This is a genomic window from Mesotoga sp. UBA5557 (genome assembly GCF_002425715.1).
Classification (GTDB): Bacteria; Thermotogota; Thermotogae; order Petrotogales; family Kosmotogaceae; genus Mesotoga.
The window spans coordinates 109,127-129,761 of sequence record NZ_DIMV01000018.1 but is presented as its reverse complement, the minus strand read 5'-3'; the positions used below and the strand labels follow the sequence as shown (position 1 = coordinate 129,761).

Here is a 20,635-nt window from a genome sequence, read left to right as displayed (position 1 = left end):
GTCACTCCCCCCCTTTGAAAATGTCTAGATTCTTAAACAGGTAGTTGGCTCCACTCGCTGCCGTGACACCTGCGACGAAGACCTCAAGCCACAGCACCAATGCTTGAGAGGGGAATTCCCATAGCAAATTCATGTAGAGAATTACCAAGAGAATCATTTGAGAGAACGTCTTAACCTTTCCGAGAGCATCAGCCGCGATCACTTTTCCCCTGCTCGAGGCAACCATTCTTATCCCTGAGACAAGCGTGTCTCTTACGATCAGTATGAAAAGGAACCAGAGACTGACTCTCGAAATCGCCATGAAGCCCAGGAAGACTGATGTAACAAGGATCTTGTCAGAGATCTGATCTAGAAACCTCCCCAGATCCGTAACGAGACCACGCTTTCTTGCTATTCTCCCGTCAAAGAAATCTGTAAGTGAAGCAATTCCGAAGACAAGGAATGAAAAGTAGTAACCGACGACATTCCCACTCATTAGCAATAGAAGGGTAGGTAAAGCGAGAACCATTCTCGACAAGGTAAGAATGTTAGGCAAGTTCATCAAGAACAACACCTTCCATGTCATGCTCGTAAGTATCTGTGATTCTGGCTTTCAAGAAAACTCCTTCCTGCTTATGGCCCTTCAAAACAACCACTCCATCAACATCAGGAGCGCTGTTATATGCTCTTCCCAGCGTGTAACTCTCACCGCTCTCCTCAAGCAACACAGTAACTACCTTTCCTTTAAAGTCCGAAAGGCGCTCCGCCGAAATCCGATCCTGTTCGTCAAGCAGAAGCTCAAGCATCTCCTTTGCCGCATTCTTGCTTACAGTAAGCTTCTTATCGAATGCTGGCGTTCCTTCCTCTCTTGAGTAGACAAAGCCTCCGAGTCTATCGAACCTAACACTTCTTGCAAAATTGACAGTCTCGTTGAATGTAGCTTCACTCTCACCTGGGAATCCGACCATTATTGTCGTTCTCAACACAGCATGAGGTGCTTTTTCTCTGATTCCAAGGAGCAAATCGCGTAACTGTCTAGAGTTCTTTGACCTGCCCATTCTCTTCAGGATCTCATCGGAACCACTCTGAACAGGTATATCGAAATAATCTACCACCTTTGAAAGCGAGAGAATCGAATCTATCAGTTCATCTTCCACATGATCTGGGTGAAGATAAAGAACCCGTATCCAGAAATCTCCTTCAAGATCATTCAATTTACCGAGAAGTCCGGCAAGAGTGACTCCCTCATCCAGATCTAAACCATATTGCGTACAGTCCTGAGATACTAGAACGATCTCTTTCACACCTTGTCGCACCAAAGAAAGAGTCTCTTTAACTATGCTTTCTGAAGTACGACTTGCCGCAAAACCCTTGAAGTTGGGAATTGAACAGAAAGCACAATTTCTGTTGCAGCCGTCTCCAATCTTCACATAAGCACTATATTTTTCAGCGACTCTGGTGGAGTACTCGTAGACTCCATCAGGTTCACCAATGAAGAATACCTCGTTTCTCTCGATAAGATCAGCGAGCGTTGCCGGGCTTGTGACTCCAACTAACCCATCAACTTCGCGGATCTCAGATTTCAATTCTTCGAAATATCTTTGAACAAGGCACCCGACTGCAAGTACTCTTAGATTCGGATTGTGCTCTTTGTAGGAAAGGGCCCTGAAGATCTCTTCCAGGCTCTCCTTCTTTGCATCGTCGATAAACCCACAGGTGTCTATAACTAGTAAATCCGCACGCGAAGCATCTTTTACTATCTCATGGCCCCTGCTTCTCATAATGCCTATGAAATTATCCATATCGGCAATATTCTTTGAGCATCCCAGAGAGAGAACACCAAACTTCATAGTCTTTCCTTTCTCTTGAAGAGGTACAGCTCCCTGATTCGCATGAGTTCTTCAATATACTCCCGATCCCGATAGTTCGGATAAGTGTATGGAAGTGGTGCAAAAGCACCATTGACGAAAATGAGAGTTATCTCAGCAGAGATGCCGTCTCCGATATAAATACGATTCGCCCAATGCTTAGTTGATGCGAGAACAAACTGAGCATGATGAACATAGCCCGGATCTAGATTTACTTTTCTCTTCCCTTCCAGTCCAAATTTCTCTTCAATATCGTTTGTAATTCTCTTTATAAGGGAAAGTTGTTGAGGGTGTACGAGCCTCTTAAAAGAAAGCAGCTTACCTTTAAGACCAAATCCCATCTCATCGTTATAATAAGACGTGTATTTATCGAAATCCAGCGATTTCGATATATAGTCTGCCGGTCCAAACTCCTTCTCAAGAACAGGTTGAATTTCCTGAAGCCTGTAATCTATGTATGAACCGAAAGCGAAGACAACGAGATTGACCATTTCCGTTTCTCTATAGCTTCCCATCACTTTACACTCACTTCCGCCAGTGGAATACTCACATTCACCATCTCGCCTCCGCCCCTAACCGTATACCTTCCGGGCAGATCTTGCTCAACAACCAATTTATCGTTTCGTCTTATCTTGAGTACCAAATGCTCACCAGGTTCAAGAACATACCCCTCATCACCGAGAAGAATTCTGAGACGAGACGAGAGGTCGAAAAAACCGACTTCAAATTCGGTAGACTGCGATTCTCTTATGTATCTAAAAATGTAAAGCGATTCTATAAATAGGAAGAGAGAAATTATCAGCAGTACTACCGATGCTACCTGGCTATTAAGTCTTGCTCTCTTTCCCATAAAAAGCGCTCCAGTCGAAATTATGGATATTCTACGGATAATTATAGCACGTTGCTATGGCACATTTTCTGAGTGGCGCCATCAAAAGATGTATGTAAATAACCGTGATATAATTTTCACAAATACGCCTGCCGGGAGGTGATCAGCAATGGATAACACAAAAATCCCAAAACCTACTATAAAGAGACTCGCCGTATACCACAGGTGCCTGGAAAACATGGTTATCTCAGGAGTGGCAAGCGTATCCTCAAATGATCTGGCAGAAAGACTCGGGATTAAAGCCAGTCAAGTGAGAAAGGATCTTTCATATTTTGGAGAGTTCGGAAAGAGGGGTGTCGGTTATAGTACAAAGCATCTTCTTGATAGTATTAGCGAAATCCTTGGAATAAGGAAGAAGTGGAAAACCTGTATAGTGGGGATGGGAAACCTCGGTATGGCGTTGGCCAACTACCCCGGACTTGAGAACTCCGGTTTCATTTCGAAAGCGCTCTTCGACAACAATCCAAACAAAATCGGTATTCCAATGCCTAACGATCTTGTAATAGAATCAACAGAAGTGTTAGAGGAAATTGTGAAGAAAAGGCAAATAGAGATAGGTGTAATCACTGTTCCCGCGAACGCGGCCCAAATCATCGCTGATTTATTGGCAAATGCGGGTGTCAAGGGGATTGTCAACTTCGCTCCAATCCGCCTTACTCTGCCTCCTGGCATAAGCAATGAGGAAATTGACATTTCTGTCTCATTCAGATCACTTGCTTTCAATATGACATTCGGTTCTTCCAGAAAAGGGAGAAGAGCTTAATGGTTCTTGTTTCAATAATCGGAGGAAGCGGGGCCGGAAAGACGTCCGTAACCAACGTAATCTTCAATCACTTCAACGAAAGAGCAGCTGTTCTCTCGATGGATGACTACTACAAGAACCTGGATCCCGGAACTGATCCGAGAGAGTTCAATTTCGATTCTCCGAAAGCCTTTGACTTTGAACTCTTTGAACAGCACCTCAAATCCGTTAAGCAGAACAAAAGCATTATGGTTCCAGTCTATAGCATGGTCACGTACAGGCGAGAAGAAGGAATCTGTAGAGAGTTTCGGCCTAAACCGCTGATTATCGTCGAAGGGCTCCTGGTAATGTTCAAGAGGGAAATGAGGGATCTCTTCGACTTCTCAATATACATAGATGCGCCGGCAGATGAAAGGCTTATTAGAAGGATAGAACGTGATACTAAAGAGCGAGGTAGATCCGTAGACAGCATAATAGAACAGTATAGAAAGTTTGTCGCTCCGTCTTTTGAAAGTTTCATTGAACCCCAGAAATACTTTTGTGATATAGTTTTACCTGACGGGGCCGCGAACACTACCGGTCTTAATGTCATAATCAACGCCATTGAGAACATGTTGAACAAGTGATCGGGCTGGAGGTGTAGAGTGCCAAATAGAATACTCTCGGTCATTGTGTTTCTGGTAATCGCAATTCTTTCCTTTTCCTTTAGCCAGAAAGTGATCATTGAGGATTTCGAGAATTACATTAGTGATTATGTAAGCCAAGAGCCGCAGCTGCCCAAAGTTGTCAGGCTCAATCAGGACCTTGATTATCTGTCAATCTACAGGATGTACAAACTCCAGATGGTTGGGAGCATTGAAAAGAAAGAGAGTTCAACGACTATCGCCGGGTTGCTGACCAGGCATCTCGGAGCTTTCACAGACATTGACTTTCGCGATAACGACGACAGGATAGCCTATAGCGCCTTTCTTGCGTGGGTTCTAACAGACATGTCAGGAAAACCCTTTGAGACCTATACGTTAAATGAGATGCCGGCATATCTTGAGGTCTTCAACTCCTACACGACAAGAGTCAGGAGTATGGCAGAGACTGTCTATAAGGAGTGGATAGCATTCGCTCTTGGCCTCGTGAAGAGCAAACCTGAAGCGTTTCCCGAGGAACTGACTATAACAAACTCTTTTTCTTCCTTCAACCTTGCAGTAGACGCTCCTGCAGAGTCGGAACAAGAAATTCTGAGTCTTTCAGATACCAGGATACTTGAAGCCCTTAACTCTACGATCTCGACCTTGAGTTCGAAAGAGTACCGAGTGGACACTCTTGTTGATGAAGAAGTAAACAGATTAGCAATTCAGACTGCTATGGATCTAGCTCAGATTTCCGGTCCTGAGATGATGGCATCTGGGAGAGAACTCTTCCGGCTATGGCTTCTGAGATCTATGGCTCTGATTGATTATGCTCCCTTTTTCCCGGAGTCGATCCCGGTGAAACCGAAAGAATTGGCAGGGTTTGAGCTTGGCACTGAACCAGATGACTCTGAGTATCGAGAACTAATGGACGTCCTTGAGGAGAATCCAGAAGTAAAGGCTCAAGTCTTTGAAAAGATTCAGATGGGCGCCCAGCTGCTTTCAATTAAGCAATTCACTCCGGTCGGCCTAATCGAGAACGACATCACCAGTGAAGTGAGAAAGATCATACCCATTCAAACAAACATAATGGGTCGGATAAGGAACGAGCTCTCAGCCAACCTCGTTTCAAGCGTTGAAAAGAAAATCGATCTCTGGTGGTTGAGAATTGTTGCCTACGCATTGATGGTTGTTCTGGGATTCACTCTCTTCGACTCTGTCAAGAAGTATCTGTTAGGTACTATCATCATTCTTGAAACCTTGTACATATTCTTCATTGGTAACATTACTGTTGGCATCTTCGATCTTTCTCTGCATTCAATAGTGGCATTGCCCGCCTTTGCATTCGCGTTCATTCTGACCGTTTCTTCGCTAATGAATAGGAGAAAGAGAAACAGAGTTCTGCTCTTGAAACTGCTAATGCTTGTTCTCATAGCCATTCTGCCATTCCTTAATCTTTTTAACGAGCAAACAGAGCTTTCAATGGACAGTTTCGATGGATTCTACGATTCAGTTTACTATTCAACTCTGAAGAACGATGTGTTTCTTGCCCCTGAGTCGATGATCAGCCTGCAGACAAGAGAGTTGAACTCACTTGTTTCGAGTGAGTTGAACACTCTGAAAAGAGTCCTGAGGATAATCATCACCAACAAACTGAACTCTTTTTCATCCGAGGCAGGGTTGACCTACAGTATAGATGCCAACGGAAGATTGAGGGTAACGGCCCCGACCTTTAGCGAGTATTTGTCTATTGAGAACCAGGCCGTATATGCATCCGAGTTGCAGGACCTCACAAAAGATATCAATAGCTTCATAAGAGACAGCAACAGAAATAGCAAAGGTTACGCCAATGCCGTTTCAAAATTACTGGCCACTTCAGAGACAATTGTCAAATACGCTGGACAAACAATGAGAAAGGATTTCACCACTTCACTTGAAGATACTCTAGGATCAAGACCTGAGCTTTCCATCGCTTTGGACGATTACCATCAAAGAATCGATCCGCTGCTAGAAAGCAAACCCTTGCCAATCCCGGTCAAAGTCTACAGAGTTCCAGAGTTTGCGGCGCTAGTAGTTGCTCTTTTTTTGCTGACGATTACGCTATTTGTTGTAAAGAAACCTGTTATCTCTTATATCCACCTTGCAGTAATTGTAGTATTCCTGTTAATACAGCTCCCGGGCCTGAGCGATCTAAATCTCTTTGTCCAAGGTGGTTCTCCGATGCTGAGTGTGCCTATTGAACCTTCGATAAACATTTTGTTTTTGGTAGTTTTTGCGGGTATAATTGTGTTATCAGTTCTATGGATCTTACTATCTCATAAGAAAGGGAGTGTTGTTGAATGAAACTAAGACTATTGTTGGTGTTCTCACTTATTCTCATGTTTGCTCTCCCAGTAATGGCAATGAAGGTAATCATGATTACTGACGTTGGGGGGCTCGGAGACAAGTCATTTAATGATGGAACTTGGGAAGGAATTGTCAAGGCCTCTGACTTCCTGGGAATTGACAGAGAAGTCGTACAATCAAAGGAACAGTCCGACTATATCCCTAATCTGTCAAACGCAGCAAAGGAAGCAGACATTATCTTCGCAGTTGGCTTCATGATGGCCGATGCGCTGTATAAGGTTGCTCCTCAGTTCCCGGATACTTACTTCGTAGGCATAGACATTGACCCTGTTGAGAACATGCCGAATAATGTAGCAACGTATCTCTTCAAAGAACAAGAAGGAGCTTTCCTGGTAGGTTATGTGGTAGCGGCCATGACAGAGACCAACATGGTAGGCTTCGTTGGAGGTCTTCCAATTCCCCCAGTTGAAAGATTCCGCTACGGCTATGAGGCCGGAATAAGAGTCTACGAAGAGATACACGGAAAGACGATAAGCATGCTTCAGGGATACACTATGGATTTCAACGATCCTAAGAAGGGTAAGGACCTTGCCATCGCTCAGTTCGCAGAAGGCGCCGACATTGTCTTCCATGCAGCTGGCGCGTGTGGAAATGGTGTCATTGAAGCTGCAGCAGAAAAGGGAGAAGGTTTCTTTGCAGTTGGTGTCGATGTTGATCAGGATTACATGGCTCCTGGAAGAGTCCTAACAAGTTCTGTCAAGAGAGTTGACATGGCTTCCTATCAAGCCGTTATGAGTATCGCTCTCGGAACTTTCGAACCCGGAGCAAAGACACTCGGAATAAAGGATGAAGGTGTTGGAATTAGTCCGATGACCTACACTAAGGATGTTGTTGGACCGGTTATTCTCGGCGAAGTTGAGTTCCTTAAGGGTCTTCTAAAAGCCGGAACGCTTATTGTTCCTGATACTCAAGAGAAGCTCGATGCGTTCGTTGTTCCAGATATAACCCTTCCGTAATGGAATTAATTCACACAATCGTGTGATATCAAAGATCGGGAGAGCGACCTCTCCCGATCTTTCGTATCATGAACGATGGAGGTGAGCGTGTGGAAGAAAGCTACGTTGAAAGCCTCGATCTCTCAGGTATCGCAGTAGCTATGAAAGGAATTGTGAAGACCTTCCCTTCCGTTGTTGCTAATGATCATGTGGATTTCTTTGTTAAGAAAGGCGAAATACATGCGCTTGTGGGCGAGAACGGAGCAGGAAAGTCTACTCTCATGAATCAGTTGTATGGGCTTTATACTCCTGACGAAGGAGAGATCTTCATAAATGGTAAGAAAACAGTTATCAACGGGCCAAAGGATGCTATTGACATAGGAATCGGGATGGTCCACCAACATTTCATGTTGGTGGATAACCTGACTGTCGCTGAAAACGTAGTTCTAGGTTCAGAACCGAAGCACGGTCCCTTAAAAATGTTCATGGACACTAACAAGTCGCGTAAGATCGTTACGGACTTGTCTAAAAAGTACGGACTAGCCGTTGATGTGGATGCTTTTATTGAAGACATTCCAGTTGGTATGCAGCAAAGAGTTGAGATTCTGAAGATCCTATTCAGGGGTGCCGAGATTCTCGTTTTCGATGAACCGACAGCCGTTCTAACCCCTCAGGAGACCGAAGAGCTTTTCAAAATACTTAGAGTGTTAAGAGATAATGGAAAGACGCTTATTTTCATCACTCATAAGCTAAATGAAGTCATGGCTATTACCGATAGGGTGACAGTGATGAGACTCGGGAAAGTAACCGGTAAGGTGAACACCAAAGACACAAATCCCAGACAACTTGCAAACATGATGGTCGGAAGAGAAGTTCTCCTAAGAGTCGAAAAGGAAGAGAAACGCGCCGGCGAAACCGTTCTAGAAGTCAAAGATCTCCATGTGAAGGATAATCGAAACTTAGATACGGTCAATGGTGTCTCGTTCTCGGTTCGTCAGGGGGAAATTGTGGGAATCGCCGGCGTAGCAGGTAACGGTCAGACAGAGCTTATCGAGGCGATCACCGGTCTTAGGAAAGTTGAGAAAGGAAAAATATACTTGAGTGGCGTTGATCTTACTAATCAAACGGCGCTTGAAATAAGAGAAGCTGGTTTGACACACATCCCGGAGAATAGACTGAGAAGGGGAATGATAGCCCAGTATCCAGTCTATTACAACCTCATCCTTGGTAAACAAGACGAAGAGCCCTTTTCTCAAGAGGGGTTCATAAACCTTAGAAACGTAAAGGAATTCTCAAAAGGCGTAGTAGATGCTTTCGATGTGAGACCAAAGAACATAAACATGCTCGCTGGCAACCTCTCGGGCGGGAATCAACAGAAGGTTGTCGTGGGCCGAGAACTGAGCGTTGTTCCGATAGAACCGAAAGTTGTGGTAGTCTCTCAGCCCACCAGAGGTCTGGATATCGGAGCAATCGAGTTTATTCATAAGACTTTGATTTCGATGCGCGGCAAGGGCATTGCCATGCTTCTGATCTCAATGGAACTCGATGAGATTTTTTCTCTCTCTGACAGGATACTTGTCTTCTATGAAGGAGAGATTATGGGAGAAGTTACTCCAGATGAAGTCGACAGAGAGGAAATAGGACTTATGATGGCAGGGCATAAAAAGGCCGAAGTCGTTAGGGAACGGAGTGATGAAGGATGAATACCAGCAAGATCTACGCATTACTAGTACCGATCGTCTCCGTTTTGATAGCTCTCCTGATAGCTTCCGTGATTATTATCATGATCGGCAAGAACCCAATTACTGCGTATTCCATAATGATTGACGGCGCGTTTGGTAGTCAGGAAGCACTTGCAGATACTATTATGAAGATGACACCCCTGATTCTAACCGGTCTTGCAGTCGGGTTCGGATTCAGAGCAGGAGTCTTCAACATAGGCGCTGAAGGCCAGATGACGATGGGTGCCCTAATAGGTGCAATAGTAGCCATGAATATCGGGGGAATTCCTTCGGTTATTGCCATCCCTCTTTCAATTATAGCCGGAATGCTCGCAGGTGCCTTCTGGGCATCAATAGCTGGTTTTCTGAAAGCTTTCACTGGAGCGCATGAAGTTATTTCAACGATCATGCTCAACTGGATTGCAGCTAACCTTGCTTCATATATGGTGACCGGACCCTTGGCGGTCGGCTCCGGTACTCCGAAGAGTCCGGAAGTTGCAGAAGCATCGAAGCTTCCGGTAATACTAAAAGTTCAGGCTACTGAACTAAGCGTTGGGATTTTCATTGCCATTGCTGTAGCGATCATAATGTACATCCTGATAGAGAAGACCACCATCGGTTACAAGTTAAAGGCCGTAGGATTCAACCAGCATGCGGCTGAGTATGGCGGTATTAGTATTAGAAAGAGCATAATTCTTACAATGGCAATTAGTGGTGCTCTTGCTGGTATGGCAGGAATCGTCGACCTCATTGGAGTACCTCCTCATAGATTCGTCGGCGAACTCACAGGAGGAAGAGGATTTGACGGTATCACCATTGCGTTAATTGGGAGAAACCACCCAATCGGAATAATTTTTGCGGCTCTTCTGATAGCAGCCTTAAGAACAGGCTCCAACGCGATGCAGATTAGAGCCCAAATCCCTAACGACATCGTATCTATCATTCAGGGGATAGTAATCTTCCTTGTGGCTGCTGAGAGAATTGTCTCCACTCTTATTCTGTGGAAGCGAAAGAAAGGAGTGACTGCTATATGAGCTGGATCGAAGCGATCTTCGCAATACTTGTCAACCCCCTATTCTATAAACTCACTTTGCTCTCTGCGACTCCTTTAATATTCGCCGCTCTTGGAGGCACTTACAGCGAAGTCACCGGCGTTACGAACATCGCTCTTGAAGGTATTATGCTCATGGGAGCTTTTACCTCGATCGTCTTCACCCTACTTTCTGGTAACGCCTGGATCGGTGTACTAATGGCCGTCATCATAGGAACGGGGTTCACCTGGTTCCACGCATGGGCAAGTATTAGGTGGTCGGCTAATCAGATAGTTAGTGCTACCGCTCTTGTGATAATCGCTCAGGGAACAACTTCATTCCTGATGATTCCGATCTTTGGAAACGAAGGCCAGACCGATTTCATTGGAAGAGTTCCATACCTTGACGCAGGTTGGTTGAAGGGTATCCCTTTCATAGGCGAGATTTTCGGCTCTATGAGTCCTTTTACGTATATCTCAGTAATTGCGGTTGTTGCCAGCTGGTTCTTACTGTACAGAACACCTCTTGGTCTTCAAATGAGAGCGGTCGGAGAAAATCCTGAAGCTGCTGATACTCTAGGAATAAACGTCTACAAGATCAGATATTTCGGAGTTCTAATGAGTGGAGTTTTCGCAAGTCTTGCCGGGGCCTTTCTTTCGGTCGGTGAACTGGGAAGATTCGTTGAGAATATGATTCATGGAAGGGGATTTATTGCTCTTGCCGCTATGATACTCGGAAACTGGAATCCGGTTGGGGCCATGTGGGCTGCAATACTTTTTGGAGCGGCGGAAGCGATGAACCTGCAGTTACAGAGTAGTTCAATTGTGTCGGTGTCGGCAGGTGTGAAACCATTATTCAATATGATTCCATTTGTTGTCACGCTGATAGTAGTGGGCGGTTTTATTGGCAAGACGCGATCACCTGCTGCTTCGGGAACACCTTACGAAAAAGAATCCTGATTACGAAAACAAGAGGCCTTTCGGGACCTCTTGTTTTACACAAATCTCAGAGCCTGTTGAAGTCTGTTCAAAGTCTTGTTTCTACCGAGAAGAAAGATAACATCAACAAGTTCTGGCCCTTCATCGGCCGCTGTTAGAATATGTCTCAAGGACATGTAGAACCCCTTTCTATCGGGTTTGAATTCGTTGAGAACTGCTCTGATCGTCCCGACTATTTCATCGTTGTTCCATGCATCAAGATACTCTATTCTGTCTTTGAAGGCCTCAAGAGCCCTATAGATTCCCCTATCGATATCACTAGAGGGGTTGAAGGTAGAGATTTCCGGCTCTTCAAAATAAAGATGCATTTTCTCCGGCACTTCCAATAGGGTTTCCACTCCCTTTCGAACGGAGTCAATTGCCCTTCTCAACCACTTCCTATTGGCGATGACTTCTTCTGAAGACATTAGACCTGCTCTCACAATAAACGGAATCGTCAGATCGGTTATCCTATCCAAATCGCATTCACGAATGTAGACCCCGTTCATCCATCTTGCCTTGGTTTCATCGAAGATTGCAGCGCTCGTATTCACTCTCTCAATCGAAAAGCTTTCGATTATCTCCTCGTGTCGTAAGATCTCCTTACCATCAGGATGTGACCACCCTAGTAAAGTAAGAAAATTGAAGAAAGATTCTGGCAAAAAGCCTTTCTCTCTGAATTGCTCTACAGATGTATCTCCATGTCTTTTGCTCAACTTCTTTCCATCAGGCCCAAGAATCATCGACAAGTGTGCAAAAGATGGTATTGGTGCTCCAAAAGCTTCATAAAGAGCAAGTTGCCTTAGGGTATTAGATAGATGATCATCTCCTCGTAAAACGTGAGAAATCTCCATAGAAACGTCATCAGCAACTACCGCAAAATTATATATTGGTTGACCGTTGGACCGCATTATCACAAAGTCTCCAATTGCTCCCTCTTTGAAAACGACCTCGCCTTTGATTTTATCGGGAAGCCTGTACTCCTTGCGTGGCATGTTAAAGAAGACAACCGGATTAAGTCCTTTGGCTTCGAACTCCGAAACCCTTTCTGGCGAGTTGAAGACCTCCAGCATCTCTTGAGAATAATGAGGTGCCTTTCCTTCCGAAAGCATTTTATCGTGAAGCGCTTCAATGTCTTCAGGATAAGCATAGACATTGTAGGCTAGCCCCCTTTGAAGGAGATCGAATACCATCTCCCTGTAAACTTCTCCTCTTTCACTTTGTCTATAGGGCCCAAAGGACCCACCCACATCGGGTCCTTCATCCCAGGTGATCCCCAACCACAAAAGTGACTCCATGAGTTGCTCCTCAAATTCCTTTGTGGATCTTGAAACGTCGGTATCTTCAATACGAAGGACGAGCTTGCCGCCGTAATGCTTCGCAAACAGGTAATTGAACAACGCAGTTCTGGCACCACCAACATGAAGGTATCCAGTAGGGCTGGGCGCAAACCTTACTCTAATCATCATCATCACTTTCCCTTCCAGCAAAAGCAAGTAAAATCCCCGAAATACTCTTGCTATCAGTTATTTGTCCGTCAACAATCATTCTGATCGCCTCTCTTGAGTCGATCAGAATCGGTACCACAAACTCTCCTTCATCGGGACAGGGATCCTGAACCCTTTCCACCTCTGCAAGGTAGATATGAATTATCTCATCGGAAAATCCCGGCGAAGTCTCAATCGTAGTCAGTTTGCGTAAGTATCTTGTAACATATCCCGTCTCTTCCAGCAGTTCTCTTCTGGCGCAGTCTTCTGGGTTCTCACCGGCATCAAGCTTTCCGGCAGGTATCTCGAGCATGAACTTCTGAACGGGGAAACGGTATTGCTTCACGAGCAGCAATTTATCATCTACGAATGGAACGACAGCAACGGCACCGGGATGACGAACAACCTCTCTAAACGCCGTAGTACCGTCTTGAATCGAGACGGTGTGTCTTTCAAGATCAAGAATTTTGCCCGAAAAGATTTTCTCCTTTCTTATCGAATGCTCCATCTTACTTCTCCATCTCAAAATGCAGTGGCAGGAGCTCATAGGAAGTAGTTCTCTTGGTTATTCCATCGCCCACTAGAATCACTTCGAAATTGCCAAATTCTGCCATGAACTGTCTGCAGGCCCCGCACGGAGAAGTCGGTTCCTTTCTGTTACTAACTATTGCAATACTCCTGAACTTCCTGTAACCCTGTGAGACAGCCGAAACAATCGCAGATCTTTCGGCACAGATGGAAAGTCCATAAGAACTGTTTTCTACATTGGTTCCAACGAACACTTCGCCTTCCTCAGTAAGCAAGGCCGCACCAACAGGAAACCCTGAATATGGCGAATAGGATCTATCCTTTGCCTCAATAGCTTTCTGAATTAGCATTATCTCCTCTGATCTGTCTTTCATCAACCTTCCTCCTGTCAACAATGAGCCTGATCTTCTCAACTTTATTCTTTCCGGCAGCGAGGATCTCAAAAGTAAAGCCATTAACAATTATCTTCTCTCCGACTTCCGGAAACCTTTCAAGTACTTCCAGAAGATAGCCTCCTATTGTCTCAAACTCAGTATCTGGAAAATGGTGCTCAAGTTCTCTCTCGATATCATTTATTGGTGTCATTCCGTCAACAATGAACTCGCCTTCTCCTAGCCTCTCTATCATAATCTCTTCGGACTCTTCGTCATACTCATCCAGGATCTCACCGGTAAGCTCTTCAATTACATCTTCCATTGTTATTATCCCTGCTGTCCCGCCATACTCATCGATAACTACCGCGAGATGATTCTTCTTCTCTCTGAATTCTCTTAACAGATCATCGACTTTCTTCGTCTCGGGCACGAAATACGGGGCTCTCATAATTTCCTCGACACTAATGCTATGCAGGACATCGTTATCCTTCCTATCGAGTATGAAATTTAGCAGATCTTTCGCGTAGCAAACTCCGACAATTCTATCAATGTTTTCTCTGTAAATAGGATAGCGAGAATAGCCTTCCGATTCTACTAATTCCATTAGGTCAATTAGCGGCTTTTCCTCTTCAAGTGCAACGATTTCCACCCTTGGAGTCATAATCTCCTTCACCGAGATGTCCTTCAATTCGAGCGTCCTTTTCATAATCATTCTCTCTTCCGACTGAAGAACCCCTTCTTCATGGCCGGCATCGACGGCCGACCTGATCTCGTCTTCGGTTATGAAGGGAGCAAAATCGGCTTTCTTACCTCCAATGAAGACTATGAAGAAATTCGAGATGCGTAACAGAAGCCACAAAAGAGGTTTCAGAATCATCGTGATTACGGAAATTACCGTTATCATTTTTCTAAAGAGTCTTTCAGAGTTTTCTCTTGCAAAGATCTTCGGAGTGATCTCTCCAAACACAAGTATTAAGAATGTCATAACTCCCGTAACAAGCGCTGCGGCAATCCCTGCGGAGTTGCTCGGAAGGAGCTGCAGTGCAAGCAAGGTTGCGAGTGATGAAGATAGTATGTTCACAACATTGTTCATGACAAGTATAGCCGTAAGAACAGAATTAGGGTTCTCTACGAAATACCTAACAGACTTGCTGAACCGCTTTTCTTTGTCATCCATGAGATCACGTAGCTTCAATTTGCTCATCGACATGAGAGCCGTTTCAGTTCCAGAGAAGATGCCCGAAAGATAGAGAAGGAAGCCAAGCAGTGCCAGATTCAGTATAAGCGAAACAGGGTCCCCGCTACTAGTAGGGTCTTCCACTTCTTATTTGCACCTCCAAATCAATAATGATACGGTCTGTTGTCAAGAATAGTATGTGCCCTGAAAAGCTGCTCCAAAAGAATTAGAACGGCCATTTCATGCGTAAATGTCATTCTTGACAAGGACAGCTGTTGCCAGCCCTTCGATAGAACCTCTTCACTAAAACCCAAGGGTCCCCCAATGAAGAAAGTCGGGCTGCTTACTCCTATATTTTGCCATTTTTCAAGCATTCGTGCAAACTCTTCCGATGAGCGATGTTCTCCTAGTTCGTCAAGAAGGAGTATCTTGTCGCTCGAGTCGGCAATTTTCAAATACCTCTTGCCTTCTCTCTCTTTGACAATCTCCTTGTTCCTGGAGGTGTTGCCTCCTAGAGGGAGATACTCAATATCAACTTTACCAAAGCTGCTGAGCCATTTTCTATACTGGTCGATACCCTCAACAACAAAACCCGACTTTGGCTTCCCCGTTGCAAAAATCCTGATATTCATCTTACTTTCTTTCCGCTCTTGATTACTCCCTTTACGAGATCTCTAGAGAAATTGTAGACGATTTCACTGTAATCCTTCACCTTCAGAAGCAGCAAATCGGCATCGTATCCTTCCTCTACTCTACCCTTTCTACTCTCAAGACGCAAAGCGTATGCGCTATTCACAGTGTAAGCATTTATCGCTTCTTCTACGGAAAGACCACAACGCGAAACCGCCAAGAATATTATTAAGAAAGGGTTATAGATGTTGCAGGAACCGGGATTGAAGTCTGAGGCTAATGCAACTATAGCTCCCCTATCTATCAATTCGCGACCTCGTGCAAAATCCTCATTAAGGAAGAAAGATGTTCCAGGCAGAAGAGTGCAAACTGTATCGCTCTTCGCCAGGAGTTCTAATGTCTCATTGTCTGCGGAGATCAAGTGATCGGCGGAGGTGGCTCCAAGCTCAACCGCTAACCTTCCGCCTCCTGATGATGAAAGTTCATCCGCATGGAGTTTCGTCTTGAACCCCATTTTTTTCGCCTTACTCAAATACTTTCGCGACTGCATTTCGTTGAACACACCCTTCTCGCAGAAAACGTCAACCGTATCGGTGTATTCTCCAAGTTCAGAGAACATGTCTGCCATCGAATCCAGAAATTCCTCTTCAGATCGATACTCCTCTGTCAATGCATGGGCACCCAGAAAAGTGGGAATAATGTCCATTGGGTGAATGGAATTCAATGTCTTAAGAACCTTCAGCTGCTTGAGTTCGTTATCCCTGTCGAGACCGTAACCGCTTTTGCCCTCAATAGTAGTAACTCCAAGAGAAAGCATCGCGTCAAGGTATCCCATTGACTCGGCCACAATTCTGGAAGCAGGAGCGCTTCTTACTTCTCTTACGGTTGACCTGATACCCCCTCCTGCATTCATTATGTCCATATAACTCTTCCCAGAAAGCCGCATTATGAACTCATCACTTCTACTGCCGACAAACGGGATGTGGGTATGACAATCGACAAATCCGGGAATAACCACCAGCTGGCTGCCATCAACATACTCGTTCGCCTTCACAAATTCGCTACCGACATAAGCAATCTTGCCTCCCTCGATTGCAATGTTCACACCGCGTTTGATTTCAAGAGAGGACATTTTCTTGCCCCTTAACGGCCCCAATTCTGGAGGTGAAGCAGTCTGCAAGACGTCGACAATTGCCAAATCAACCAACATCTCTAACTATCCTTGTCTGCAATGAAATCCAGCACCTTCTTCTCAAGAATTGAGGAGCTGGAAAATCTCTCGAGCCTAAGATAATGATCAGCAACATCAACAAGTGCCTGAAGTGGAGTAAGTCCTACTATTTCAGATCCTACAATCGGAACTCCGTACCTTTCAGCTTCCAACCTTATCACTTCGAATACCCTGAATAGAGGAGTCTTTTTGTAATTGGTCATGTTCATCGAGATCTGAACCATATTCCTGTCCTCTAGTCTGAAGCCAAGCGCCTTCACATACCGAAATCCTCCGCTTATATGTCTGATTGACTTCGCGATCTTATTTGCGATCTCGATTTTGTCAGTTCCCAAATTCACGTTGAAAGCGATAAGATACTCTCTACAACCTACCGCCACAACACCGGCAGAAGGATGAATCTCTGAAGGACCAAAATCAGGTTTCCACTGTTCGTCAGCGATCTTCGAAGCAAAGTTTTCGAACTCTCCTTTTCTTATGTTTGAGAGACTTACACGCTCCGAACAAGTCGCGGAGTCTTCATACAGGTAGACTGGAATCTGTAGCTCGTCACCAATTCTCTTTCCCAGTTTCTTGGAGAGAGCCACGCATTCCTCCTTTGTCGTATTCATAACAGGAACGAGAGGAATAACATCAGTTGCCCCCATCCTCGGATGTTCACCAGAATGGTTTCTTAGATCGATCAGTTCTTTTGCTTTAAGAGTCATATTGAACAGAGCAGTTTCAACTGCTTCGGGTTCACCGGCAATCGTAACGACAGAACGATTGTGATCAGCATCACTTGAATAATCTAAAACCCATACATTCTTTACCTTACTGGACTCTTCGACAATCTGCTCGACCACATCCAGCCTTCTTCCTTCACTGAAATTTGGCACTGATTCAATGAGTCTCATCTGTACCTCCTCAAACAAACTGCTATTCATGTTCTCTATCGTACTCTACCTCTTTACCTGTGTAACTTTGGACAATACCCAACTGTAGCGCAAATATCATCGATGACGATCCGCCGTAACTTACAAATGGCAAAGGGATGCCCGTGACTGGCAGAAGCCCCAGATTCATTCCGATATTCTCTACCACGTGAAAGGCAAAAACAGCGAATATCCCGCTTAGAACTATTCTACCAAACTCACTTGTGGTTTTTCTGGTAATCGACCAGATTCTCCATAAGAGCAAAGAATACAACACTATAAGCGAAACGGAGCCTATGAAACCCCATTCCTCCCCCAGAACCGAGAAAATGAAATCTGTGTGATCTGCTGGAACGTATCCAAGTCTGTTCATAGTACCCTGAAGCATTCCGGTACCTTTAAGACCTCCAGAACCAATTGCTCTGATTGCCTGAATAGTATTATAGGCGGCACCTGACGCATATTCTTCTGGATTCAGGAAGCTGAGGAGCCTATCCCTTTGATATGGCTTGAGCCCGAACATAAAGACAACTGGAACAACGAAAGCAATCAAAGCAGTCATCGCAATCATCAGTTTATCAAATCTCTTGCTGATGAGAGTAACAAAGTACCAGATTACTACAATTATGATGGTCGAACCGAGATCGGGTTCCAGATAAATCAGACCTGCAAAGATGGCGGCAGAGAGAACACCAAGAGAGAAAAGGCCGTATTTGTTTTTCGCTTCCCTAGAATAGATGAACCCCAAGAAAAGTATCAGAGAGAATTTGGCCAGCTCGGATGGCTGAAAACTGGCGATGCCCAGGTCTATCCATCTTCTTGAACCTTCTCCAGAACCCAAATAGAGAACTGCGACCAAAGTGACCACTGAAGCAAAAATCAAGACAATAGACATACTCTTCCAAAAGTTTCTCTTAATCACATACGCCGTGAAAACGAAGACAGCACAAGAAAGCAGCACCCAAACTAATTGCCTTCCGAACAGATACTCCTCTCTCTCACCAAAAGTTGCGCTAAACAACACGATGAGGCCAAACACCATTATAGAAATCATAAATATTGGAAGTAAAAACTCTGCTCTTCTCCTCATTATGCTCTCCTCTCGCCCGAAACAATTATATATCTTAATTATTCTACTTGAGATTCTAGATGTTGATTCGCCGACAGTGGTCACGTCGTCTCAGATTGCTTTGCTCTGGAGGTAGGCAAAAATGTATAATCTCATTGTTAGGGTCAATTTTTCAAAAAGAGCGAGATATTGAGTATTAGAACCCGAGACAGGCAAATTCGATTTTTGAAGGACGTGAGGTTGATTATGAATGTAAGAGAAATCATTGAATCAAAGGATCAAAGAAAGCTATCCATGGTTTCCGCATACAGTTACTTTGAAGCCAAATTCGCAGAACAGGCCGGTGTTGATTTAATCCTTGTAGGAGACTCCCTCGGAACTATGGTTATGGGCAAAAGAGATACATTATCGGTAACAATGGACGAAATGATCTGGTCTCTTAAATCTGCCCGCAGGGGCTCAAAGCAGGGGTTTATTGTTGCCGATATGCCTTTTGGATCCTATCAATGTTCAAGAGAGAAGGCAGTTGAAAATGTTATTGCCTTTCTAAGGCACGGCGCCAACGCTGTAAAGATTGAGGGAGGTTACGAAACTGCAGACCTGATCAAGTATCTAGTTGATAGAGGATTACCTGTTATGGGACATATTGGAATAACTCCTGAACACGCCAGCTTGGATGGGGAGTACCACATACAGGGAAGAGATGAAAGAAGCATCAAGAGGCTTATTGAATCTGTGAATGATCTCGAAGAAGCAGGCGTCTTTGCGATTCTTCTGGAAATGGTTGTTGAAGACGTTGCCAGGAGGCTGACTGAGGACACGTCAGTACCAACATTCGGCTTGGGTTCAGGGCGTTACTGCAATGGACAGTTTCTTAGATTGCATGATCTTCTCGGCATAAACGACGAGTCGAAACCTAAGTACATAAAGAGATACGCTAACCTGAAAACAGATATCATTGCTGCTCTTTCAAGGTTTGACGAAGAAGTGAAGTCGGGAATGTTCCCCGATGAGGAAAACGCATTTGAGGGTGTTGAAGAGGTTTGAAGGGCGGCGGTTCCAGGCTTGATGATGCGGAAAAGATGAAGTGTTGACATGATGGTAGGAGAGAATGTAGTTTCTTTCTCTGAAATCGATTCGACAAATCGATTCGCTATTGATAACCTGGACAGGCTGCCTTCTGGCTCGGTCATATGGTCACTTTCTCAAACAGAGGGTTATGGTAGACATGGAAGAGCCTGGTATTCAGGTAAAGGTGGATTGTGGTTCTCCGTTGTATTCAAGCCAACGCTAATCAAAGAGCCAAATGAATACACAAAGACCGTCTCTGTTGCTATAGTCGAGACTCTATTGCAGCTGGACTTCAAGTCTGTCAGAATAAAATGGCCCAACGATATCCTCATTAGCAACAAGAAAGTTGCTGGCGTATTAACTGAAGCTGTCTTCACCGGGAACTCGCTCAATGGTATCGTGGTTGGCATAGGCATAAACGTGAACAACGAGATCCCCGCTGAATTGAAGAAGATTGCCACATCTCTTAACTCGGTGAAAGGAACCTACATATCCCTAGAATTGCTTCTTGGCAAGCTCAACAAAAGGATTGAACTTCTGAGGAAGCGATACATCATCAGAGGGAAGAACAAATACTTGACGAGACGTTGGAAGAAACACCTTGCTTTTTCCGAGGGAGACGAAATAACTGTATCCCTACACAAAGAGGAGAAAGTGACAGGTATAATAAAGAGGATCAACCCATCATCGTTACAGATCGAACGAGAAGACGGGGAGATCCTTGATATCAAGTCCGGCGAGCTTATTCTCTAGTTTCCCTAATCACTTCTGAAAGAAATTCTTCTGTGACTCTTACTACAAGAGTCCTATTCGAAAAGCTTATTGAAACGACATCTCCGGGTTTTAGTTCGGAAGATGGTTTCGCCGGAACATTGTTCCTTTCAACATAGCCCTTATCAATCGCTTCTTTTGCAATTACTCTTCGCTTTATTATTCCATTAACCTTAAGAAATTTATCCAGGCGCAAATCAAATCTCCTATAA

22 protein-coding genes are annotated in these 20,635 nt (G+C 44.5%); 9 read left to right on the top strand and 13 right to left on the bottom strand.

Annotation, left to right across the window (positions count from 1 at the left end):
- Window position 1: 1 nt before the first annotated feature.
- The 4 genes from pgsA to B3157_RS01975 are packed head-to-tail and all read right to left on the bottom strand — an operon-like array spanning window position 2 to window position 2,697.
- The gene (gene pgsA / locus B3157_RS01990; RefSeq protein WP_214059770.1) at window positions 2–541 is read right to left on the bottom strand and encodes a CDP-diacylglycerol--glycerol-3-phosphate 3-phosphatidyltransferase; all 540 of its coding nucleotides are present in this window, start codon (window positions 539–541) and stop codon (window positions 2–4) included.
- Complete coding sequence (gene rimO, locus B3157_RS01985; RefSeq protein WP_214079319.1) at window positions 528–1,829, bottom strand: 30S ribosomal protein S12 methylthiotransferase RimO; 1,302 nt, start codon at window positions 1,827–1,829, stop codon at window positions 528–530. The genes pgsA and rimO overlap by 14 nt, the downstream gene beginning before the upstream one ends.
- Window positions 1,826–2,362 carry a DUF4416 family protein gene (locus B3157_RS01980; protein ID WP_214079318.1) on the bottom strand — a complete coding sequence of 179 codons (537 nt, stop codon included), beginning with the start codon at window positions 2,360–2,362 and terminating at the stop codon, window positions 1,826–1,828. The genes rimO and B3157_RS01980 overlap by 4 nt, the downstream gene beginning before the upstream one ends.
- Entirely contained in the window at window positions 2,362–2,697 is a 336-nt protein-coding gene (locus B3157_RS01975; protein WP_214059767.1) for a hypothetical protein, read from the bottom strand. Before B3157_RS01975 ends, B3157_RS01980 begins: the two co-directional genes overlap by 1 nt.
- 148 nt (window positions 2,698–2,845) lie before the next feature.
- On the opposite strand from B3157_RS01975, the gene B3157_RS01970 reads away from it, so the two are divergent.
- The 7 genes from B3157_RS01970 (at window position 2,846) to B3157_RS01940 (ending at window position 11,153) form a co-directional block, all read left to right on the top strand.
- A complete protein-coding gene (locus B3157_RS01970) occupies window positions 2,846–3,499 on the top strand; it encodes a redox-sensing transcriptional repressor Rex (RefSeq protein WP_214079317.1) in 654 nt (217 codons plus the stop codon).
- Window positions 3,499–4,104 carry a uridine kinase gene (gene udk, locus B3157_RS01965; RefSeq protein WP_099830657.1) on the top strand — a complete coding sequence of 202 codons (606 nt, stop codon included), beginning with the start codon at window positions 3,499–3,501 and terminating at the stop codon, window positions 4,102–4,104. The genes B3157_RS01970 and udk overlap by 1 nt, the downstream gene beginning before the upstream one ends.
- Window positions 4,105–4,122: 18 nt before the next feature.
- Window positions 4,123–6,444, top strand: a complete 2,322-nt coding sequence (locus tag B3157_RS01960) for a hypothetical protein (RefSeq protein WP_214079316.1) — start codon at window positions 4,123–4,125, stop codon at window positions 6,442–6,444.
- On the top strand, window positions 6,441–7,463 hold the full coding sequence (locus tag B3157_RS01955) for a BMP family lipoprotein (RefSeq protein ID WP_099830655.1): 1,023 nt from the start codon (window positions 6,441–6,443) through the stop codon (window positions 7,461–7,463). The genes B3157_RS01960 and B3157_RS01955 overlap by 4 nt, the downstream gene beginning before the upstream one ends.
- Before the next feature lie 140 nt (window positions 7,464–7,603).
- Window positions 7,604–9,145, top strand: a complete 1,542-nt coding sequence (locus B3157_RS01950) for an ABC transporter ATP-binding protein (RefSeq protein ID WP_214079368.1) — start codon at window positions 7,604–7,606, stop codon at window positions 9,143–9,145.
- A complete protein-coding gene (locus B3157_RS01945) occupies window positions 9,142–10,197 on the top strand; it encodes an ABC transporter permease (RefSeq protein ID WP_214079315.1) in 1,056 nt (351 codons plus the stop codon). Before B3157_RS01950 ends, B3157_RS01945 begins: the two co-directional genes overlap by 4 nt.
- Window positions 10,194–11,153 carry an ABC transporter permease gene (locus B3157_RS01940; protein ID WP_214061198.1) on the top strand — a complete coding sequence of 320 codons (960 nt, stop codon included), beginning with the start codon at window positions 10,194–10,196 and terminating at the stop codon, window positions 11,151–11,153. The genes B3157_RS01945 and B3157_RS01940 overlap by 4 nt, the downstream gene beginning before the upstream one ends.
- Before the next feature lie 35 nt (window positions 11,154–11,188).
- Here B3157_RS01940 and gltX read toward each other — a convergent pair whose 3' ends face one another.
- The 8 genes from gltX to B3157_RS01900 are packed head-to-tail and all read right to left on the bottom strand — an operon-like array spanning window position 11,189 to window position 18,602.
- Entirely contained in the window at window positions 11,189–12,637 is a 1,449-nt protein-coding gene (gltX, locus tag B3157_RS01935) for a glutamate--tRNA ligase (RefSeq protein WP_214061201.1), read from the bottom strand.
- Window positions 12,630–13,166, bottom strand: coding sequence for an NUDIX hydrolase (locus B3157_RS01930; protein ID WP_214061197.1), 537 nt, complete (start codon window positions 13,164–13,166; stop codon window positions 12,630–12,632). Before B3157_RS01930 ends, gltX begins: the two co-directional genes overlap by 8 nt.
- 1 nt (window position 13,167) lies before the next feature.
- Window positions 13,168–13,560, bottom strand: coding sequence for a cytidine deaminase (locus B3157_RS01925; protein WP_214061196.1), 393 nt, complete (start codon window positions 13,558–13,560; stop codon window positions 13,168–13,170).
- Window positions 13,514–14,881 (bottom strand): hemolysin family protein, encoded by a 1,368-nt coding sequence (locus B3157_RS01920; protein ID WP_214061195.1) that lies wholly within the window; start codon window positions 14,879–14,881, stop codon window positions 13,514–13,516. Before B3157_RS01920 ends, B3157_RS01925 begins: the two co-directional genes overlap by 47 nt.
- A 20-nt stretch (window positions 14,882–14,901) precedes the next feature.
- Window positions 14,902–15,369: a 23S rRNA (pseudouridine(1915)-N(3))-methyltransferase RlmH gene (locus B3157_RS01915; protein WP_214061194.1), complete on the bottom strand. Its 468-nt coding sequence runs from the start codon at window positions 15,367–15,369 to the stop codon at window positions 14,902–14,904.
- On the bottom strand, window positions 15,366–16,577 hold the full coding sequence (gene hutI, locus B3157_RS01910; protein WP_292588453.1) for an imidazolonepropionase: 1,212 nt from the start codon (window positions 16,575–16,577) through the stop codon (window positions 15,366–15,368). The genes B3157_RS01915 and hutI overlap by 4 nt, the downstream gene beginning before the upstream one ends.
- A 2-nt stretch (window positions 16,578–16,579) precedes the next feature.
- Window positions 16,580–17,494, bottom strand: a complete 915-nt coding sequence (gene ftcD / locus B3157_RS01905) for a glutamate formimidoyltransferase (RefSeq protein ID WP_214061192.1) — start codon at window positions 17,492–17,494, stop codon at window positions 16,580–16,582.
- Between the two features lie 22 nt (window positions 17,495–17,516).
- Window positions 17,517–18,602 (bottom strand): FtsW/RodA/SpoVE family cell cycle protein, encoded by a 1,086-nt coding sequence (locus B3157_RS01900; protein WP_214061191.1) that lies wholly within the window; start codon window positions 18,600–18,602, stop codon window positions 17,517–17,519.
- A 225-nt stretch (window positions 18,603–18,827) separates the two neighbouring features.
- Here B3157_RS01900 and panB point away from each other — a divergent pair, with 225 nt between their 5' ends.
- A complete protein-coding gene (panB, locus tag B3157_RS01895) occupies window positions 18,828–19,628 on the top strand; it encodes a 3-methyl-2-oxobutanoate hydroxymethyltransferase (protein WP_214061190.1) in 801 nt (266 codons plus the stop codon).
- 48 nt (window positions 19,629–19,676) lie between these two features.
- Window positions 19,677–20,405, top strand: coding sequence for a biotin--[acetyl-CoA-carboxylase] ligase (locus B3157_RS01890; protein WP_292588448.1), 729 nt, complete (start codon window positions 19,677–19,679; stop codon window positions 20,403–20,405).
- Here the strand turns inward: B3157_RS01890 and B3157_RS01885 are convergent.
- Entirely contained in the window at window positions 20,395–20,619 is a 225-nt protein-coding gene (locus B3157_RS01885) for a S4 domain-containing protein (RefSeq protein WP_103133904.1), read from the bottom strand. The genes B3157_RS01890 and B3157_RS01885 overlap by 11 nt on opposite strands.
- Between the last annotated feature and the right edge of the window lie 16 nt (window positions 20,620–20,635).